Origin of the sequence: Anoxybacillus sp., assembly GCF_036834105.1 — a bacterium.
Lineage (GTDB): Bacteria > Bacillota > Bacilli > Bacillales > Anoxybacillaceae > Anoxybacillus.
This window is the reverse complement of sequence record NZ_DAITON010000125.1, coordinates 1-6,445: the sequence shown is the minus strand read 5'-3', so window position 1 is coordinate 6,445 and position 6,445 is coordinate 1. Positions and strand designations below refer to the sequence as shown.

5 protein-coding genes and 1 pseudogene are annotated in these 6,445 nt (G+C 40.0%); 3 read left to right on the top strand and 3 right to left on the bottom strand.

Annotation, left to right across the window (positions count from 1 at the left end; all coding sequences use genetic code 11):
- Window positions 1–901, bottom strand: a 901-nt coding sequence (gene aceA, locus V7Z64_RS10930) for an isocitrate lyase (RefSeq protein WP_334110402.1), incomplete at its 3' end; no start/stop codon positions are given.
- Between the two features lie 211 nt (window positions 902–1,112).
- The gene (locus V7Z64_RS10925; protein ID WP_297989324.1) at window positions 1,113–2,360 is read right to left on the bottom strand and encodes a M48 family metallopeptidase; all 1,248 of its coding nucleotides are present in this window, start codon (window positions 2,358–2,360) and stop codon (window positions 1,113–1,115) included.
- Window positions 2,361–2,503: 143 nt separating this feature from the next.
- Here V7Z64_RS10925 and V7Z64_RS10920 point away from each other — a divergent pair, with 143 nt between their 5' ends.
- Together V7Z64_RS10920 and V7Z64_RS10915 are read left to right on the top strand one after the other, a co-directional pair.
- On the top strand, window positions 2,504–3,094 hold the full coding sequence (locus V7Z64_RS10920) for an SCO family protein (protein WP_297989326.1): 591 nt from the start codon (window positions 2,504–2,506) through the stop codon (window positions 3,092–3,094).
- Between the two features lie 89 nt (window positions 3,095–3,183).
- A complete protein-coding gene (locus tag V7Z64_RS10915; protein ID WP_297989328.1) occupies window positions 3,184–5,301 on the top strand; it encodes a methyl-accepting chemotaxis protein in 2,118 nt (705 codons plus the stop codon).
- Window positions 5,302–5,321: 20 nt separating this feature from the next.
- On the opposite strand, the gene V7Z64_RS10910 is transcribed toward V7Z64_RS10915, so the two are convergent.
- Window positions 5,322–5,675 carry a helix-turn-helix domain-containing protein gene (locus V7Z64_RS10910; RefSeq protein ID WP_297989330.1) on the bottom strand — a complete coding sequence of 118 codons (354 nt, stop codon included), beginning with the start codon at window positions 5,673–5,675 and terminating at the stop codon, window positions 5,322–5,324.
- Between the two features lie 331 nt (window positions 5,676–6,006).
- On the opposite strand from V7Z64_RS10910, the pseudogene V7Z64_RS10905 reads away from it, so the two are divergent.
- Window positions 6,007–6,445, top strand: a pseudogene (locus V7Z64_RS10905) (HD-GYP domain-containing protein); the annotation flags it as partial.

Genomic DNA, 6,445 nt, shown 5'->3' with positions numbered 1-6,445 from the left:
TTTCATGAATCGCTTCCGCAAAACGACGCGCTTCTTCTAAGTTCGGTTCGCTCGTCTCGCACCAAATTAAATCAGCATACGGTGCATACGCCAATCCGCGCGCAATCGCTTGGTCTAAGCCGGCACGCGTACGGAAAAACCCTTCTGGTGTCCGCTCGCCTGTAATAAACTCTTGGTCGCGCGGATCGATGTCACTTGTAATTAAATCCGCCGCGTTTGCATCTGTGCGCGCAATTAATACTGTCGGCACTCCCATCACATCTGCCGCAAGTCGCGCCGCAATTAAGTTGCGAATCGCTGTTTGAGTCGGAAGCAACACTTTTCCACCTAAATGGCCGCACTTTTTCTCAGAAGACAATTGGTCTTCAAAGTGTACGCCCGCTGCCCCTGCTTCAATCATCGCTTTCATTAATTCAAATACGTTCAACTGGCCGCCAAACCCAGCTTCCGCATCGGCTACGATCGGCAAGAAATAATCGATCTCTTCTTTTCCTTCAACATATTGAATTTGATCGGCGCGTTGAAGCGCTTGGTTAATGCGTTTCACAACGTGCGGTACGCTATTTGCCGGATATAAGCTTTGGTCTGGATACATATGCCCAGCTAAGTTCGCATCCGCCGCAACTTGCCATCCGCTTAAATAAATCGCTTTTAAGCCTGCTTTCGCTTGTTGTACCGCTTGGTTTCCTGTTAATGCTCCGAGCGCATGAACGTAATCTTCTGTATTTAATAAATGCCAAAGCTTCTCTGCCCCACGGCGCGCAAGCGTATATTCAATATCGAGCGAACCGCGCAATTTAATGACATCTGCTGCGCTATATGGGCGCGTAATCCCTTTCCACCGTTCATCTAATTGCCAACTTTCTTCTAATTGTTTCACACGTTCTTCGAATGTTGCCATTTCCTTCTCCCCCTTAATTTTTTATCGTAACCCCTCTGTTTCCGTACAAAAGACCCCCAAATGACTGTGATGCTCTTTTCTCTATGTACGAGCTGTGATTTGTTTCCCACCCCTTTTGTTATAATACACACTTTCCTTTTGACATCTTTATTATATAACACAATTTTCAGAAAAGAAAGTATTTTTATGAATTTTTTTCAAAAAAATATGTTTACTGCTGTTCTAAAAAAATAATTCGTTCTAAAATCGTTGGATGGCTGTAACGAAATAGTTTGACGACATACGGTGGATGTACTTGACTTAAACTTGAACGCGTCAATTGTTGAAACGTCGAGATCGCCGCTTCTTTATTTTTCGTTAACTCAATTGCATATTTGTCTGCCGCGTGTTCTTCATAGCGGGAAATCGCATTCATCGCAGGGCTCGCTGCAAAACTTAATAGGGAAATAAGAAGTAAAAAAACAGGTAAGGAAGAAAGGTCGTTCCATTTTTTTATTCGGAAAAGTGTGCCAAACCGTTCAACTGCCCTCTTCATCCATCGATTTGTCAACAACAGTCCGATAAACGTGACAACAATATATAGTCCTATCCCCCAATACATATGCTTCATGACGTAATGCGCCATCTCATGCGCCATAATAAATAAAATTTCATCTTCGCTTAACCGCTCCAATGTCGTATCCCATAACACAATGCGTGAATTGCTGCCGATGCCTGTGACATACGCGTTAAGCGCGTTCGTTTTTTCCGACATATTTACTTCAAATACGTGTTCAGCAGGGATGTTAGCCTTTTCTGCTAACGCTAAAATTTTTGCTTCTAACTGTTTGTCTTTTAAAGGATAAAAATCGTTATAAAGCGGATCGATAAAAACAGGTTGAATAAACGTTAAAAAAAGCGTAAACGGAATAGAACAAAGCCATGCGTACACCCACCATCGTTTTTCGAATTTTTTCATAAGCACATATAACACGTAAACGATGACAACCATGATGGCGTAATTTACCCAAAAATCAATGAGTTCATCGCGCATCCAACTTGAAAACGTTTGTGTAGAAATGTGATACATTTTCGTCACGTAATAGCTTATATAGCTAAGCGGAAACGTGACGACTTGTACAAGAAGCGATAGCCAAAATACGTAAATGGCCGTTTGCATAAACTGACGCTTCGTCGTCGCTTCCGCCCATTGTTGAAATCGTGCCGACAAGCCAAACAGCAGCACAAATATATAAATGACCCACTCATACGGAATAGATAAAAAGAATAAAAAGTTTTTTACTTCGGAAAACTGTTCAGTCAACATCAGTTCTTTTTTCGTTAAAAACGTCGCCGGATCTGCGCTCGTTCCTTTATATTGTGTTGGAATGGATGAGTCTGTCCATTGAAATAAGTAAAATGCGAAAAATAATGCGTATATTCCGTATAGAAATAACGTCCAAAAAGCAAGTTTTCTCATTTCTCTTCCCCCTTGTCCATCGTTACTACTAGTTTAGTTTCCCGTTCACGATTTAGAACAACGAAAAAATTCAAATAATTGTCACGTCCCGTTCTCCTCATTGGCACGTTGATTATGTATGATGAAAGTGGGAGGGATATACGTTGAAAAAACTATACATCGGCTTTTTTAGTTTACTTGCGATTTGTATTGGCATTGGTATATTTTATTTTTCTTACTACCGCCAAGATCAAATGGAGTTTCCAAAAGACGTAACGATGGAAACGGCATGGGGAAAACCGTATTCATTTCGTAACATGGAACCGAAAGTGCGCCTATTAGAGTTCGTGTACACAAACTGTCCAGACATTTGTCCAAGCACGTCATTTCAAATGAAACAGTTAAAAGAACAGTTGGAAAAAGACGGTTTGTTTAAAGACAAAGTTGAATTTATTACGATCACCATTGATCCAACACGCGACACACAACAAGTGATGCAAACGTATGCGAACATGTTTGGCGTAACAAGCGATAACGAAGGATGGATTTTTTTACGAGGTAGCCAAGAGGATACGAAAAAAGTGGCCGACGCTTTCGACTTCTTATATCGCGATCCAGGAAACGGCATGCTTATCCATACGACACTCACCTACTTTTTAGACGAAAACAACCGCGTCATCGCCACATTCGGCATGGGCGAAAAAGGGTTTGATAGAGAGAAAGTGTATAAAGAAATTGTAAAAGAGGTGAAGTAGCCTCTTTTTCTCTTGTCTGACCACTATGGAATACATTAATATGGTAAAGGTAGGACGATAGAACTATACAAGGAGAGGAGAAAACATATATGAAAAAATGGAAAGACCGCAGCTTAATTTTTCGGACAGCCTTTTTAATTTCATCTATTGTAGCTATAATCGCTACTACTGCTGTCTCTTTCATACTATATGAAGTGCTGTCAGACGAAAAAGAGCTGATAAAGACGGATGCGGTAAGTGAAACGAAAGCGTACGCAAATGAATTTGAATCGCTGTTTTCAGCTGCTGAAGCTACGGCTCGTACGTTTGGACAGTACATGTTATTCGCTCAAAAACATGGGTTAACGCGTGAACAAGTATTGGAACATATGCATCGCTTACTTGAACAAAATGATCAATTGCTCGGTATTTATACGTTATGGGAGCCGAATGCGTTTGATAACAAAGATGCTGAATACATCAATCGAGATGGACATGATACAACAGGGCGATTCATTCCTTACGTCGTCCGAAGCGACGGAAAAATTATTGTGGAAGCAAGCCGCGACTATGACAAGGCGGGAGATGGCGACTATTATTTAGTACCGAAGGAGACGAAAAAACCTTTGCTTCTTGAGCCGTACACGTACGCCATCAACGGAAAAGACGTGCTCCTTACGTCGCTCATTTTTCCTCTTATTGACCCGAACACAAGTGAATTTTTAGGGATTGTTGGCGTTGATTTTGATGTATCTTTTTTACAACAGTTAATTAGTGAACAAAAACCTCTCGGCGGATACTTTAATTTTATCGATGGTCATGGAACGATCATTGCGAGTGGCTTAGGTGAACGTTTTATCGGACAAACCATTACGATGGATAAAAACAAAACAATATTGAAACGCCTCGCAAAAGGGGAACATTTCTCCGACGAAATATATTCTCAACTTGTGAAACAAGATGTTTTTCGAGGATTTGCACCGATTCAATTACCTGCATTTAATAAAACTTGGGCGATTGTTTTATCTGTTCCGAACGATGTGTTATTTAAAAATATACAGTCTATCGCTGTAAAAGCTGTGATCGGCATACTGATAGCCATTGCATTTCTCGTGCTCTTTATAACTGTTGCGCTTCGTCGTATATTGCTCCCTGTCCGTAAAACGGCGCTTGTCGCTCAACAAATTGCAGAAGGAAAGCTGTACGTTCACGTCGATACTTTACAAAACAACGATGAAGTCGGAATGTTAACAAAAGCGATGAAGAAGATGGTAGAACAGTTGAGAGAACAAATTGGCACGCTATCGACAGAAAGTGCACAACTGACATCCGAAGCAGCTCACATTACCGAAAACGCAAGACAAAATAGCGAAACAAGTGCATATATTCACGAAGTCATGAGCGAAATTACTGAGCGAACAACATCGCAAACAGAGGCGATGCTCGAAAGCATGAAAGCAATGGAGGAAATGGCGGTAGGCGTTCAAAAATTGGCTGAATCTACCTCCGAAGTGGCAGACTCAGCGAAGGAGATGTCCGAAGAAGCACAACAAGGAAAAGAGCAGCTTGAACAAACGGTACAGCAAATGAAACAAATGGAACAATCTTTTTCACAAATCGCTAAACAAGTCGAACATTTAACATCGTATTCTGAACAAATCGGTCATATTGTTGCAACGATTAGCGCAATTTCATCTCAAACAAATTTACTTGCATTAAATGCAGCGATTGAAGCAGCGCGTGCTGGAGAAGCAGGAAAAGGTTTTGCTGTTGTCGCCGAAGAAGTACGAAAGCTAGCTGAACAAACAGATGAAGCGGCGAAGCAAGTAAGCGAGCTCATCGGACATGTCCAACATCAAGTAAAAGAAGTGTCAGAAGTCACAAAGCAAGGAGCGGAAGATATAAAAGAAGGTAGCGCAATCATCACGAACACTGCACAAGCTTTCGAACGAATTGTCCGAAAAACAGATGTCGTATCAGAAGAAATTCAAGAAATATCAGCGGCGACAGAACAAATGTCAGCTGGCGTTGAACAAGTGACCGCATCAATTGAAAACATAGTTGAAACGGCTAAAGATGTACAATCTGAAATCGTTCAGGCGACGCGTTCAGTTGATGAACAAACGAATACTTCTAAACAGCTTGATGCATCCGCCAAGCAACTTGCTCACATCGCTGTGCAACTGCAACAATTAATCGAGCGCTTTACTTTGGAGTCCCAAAAATAACGGGACTCCTTATCGCTTTACTATTTTTTTTTATCATTTAGCAATACTAAAATATACAAAATAAGAAAATAAATATGTACTTTTTTCTTTTCATCCACTTGTCGCAACATATTTATAATTTCTTCTTCCATTTCCCCTCCATGTTTCACTTCCTTTTCATTTGCAACGAGCCAATCGATAGACACATCTAACACTCTACTAATTGGAATAAGCAAATCTACACGCGGGGTTACCGTTCCATTCACAATTTTATTAATCGTGCTTTTAGACTGACCTGTTTGTTCTACTAAATCTTTTTGCTTTAAATTGAGTTGTTTTAAACGTTGTTTAATTCTCTCGCTAATGATCGCTTTTATATCATTCACATTCACCATTCCCTTCATGTTTTGTTTCTTTTTTTGGGATTTTTTATTGAAAAGTTCCTAAAAAGAAACTATAATGGTAATCGAACAAACCTTTCTTCGTTTTATGTAATCACAACAAGGCGGTGGATTCATGGACGTTTATGCTCGTGCAAAACGTACCATCAGCGCATGGGTCATATGTTGTTATACGTCGATCATGTGCTTTTTCATATACACAAATGGTTCTAAAACTTTTTACATTGTTATCTCATGGCTGATCATTGTCCTTTTATTCCTTTCTGTATTTTTAAAATACACTAGGAAAATCGTGTCCTATAAAAAGAAAAAAAATGAGCATGACGTGTATAAATATATGTGTGCGTTAAAACAACTCCCTCTAAAAGTCATGCATATCATTGCATATTGTTTGCTGTCGTTTTTCGTTGTATTGTTTTGGATGCGCATTCCAATCGCTCACTTGCTTACAGCAAGCTGTTTGTACGGAATATGGCATATGATTCTTTTTCATATAACAGTCAAAAACTTATCTAGAGTCATTCAGCATGACGTATATGACTTTTCATCACACGGACATCGAAGCGCCTTGCTTGCAACCGATTTTTTGTATTTATCACATGTTAAAAAGTTAATTCATTATGGCGTGGGCATCGTTTCGATCTCCTTTATGTACATATTGAGCGTATATCACTCGTTCATGCAAACGAATAGCAAAGCGAGCGATGCTTTTTTGTACTCCTCCATTCTTTTTTTAGTCGCTTTGATAATGTTTTACTTATTTA

Coding starts and splice junctions, on each gene's coding strand:
- V7Z64_RS10925 (WP_297989324.1), bottom strand. CDS start 2,360: ATGAGAAAACTTGCTTTTTGGACGTTATTTCTATACGGAATATACGCA.
- V7Z64_RS10910 (WP_297989330.1), bottom strand. CDS start 5,675: ATGGTGAATGTGAATGATATAAAAGCGATCATTAGCGAGAGAATTAAA.
- V7Z64_RS10915 (WP_297989328.1), top strand. CDS start 3,184: ATGAAAAAATGGAAAGACCGCAGCTTAATTTTTCGGACAGCCTTTTTA.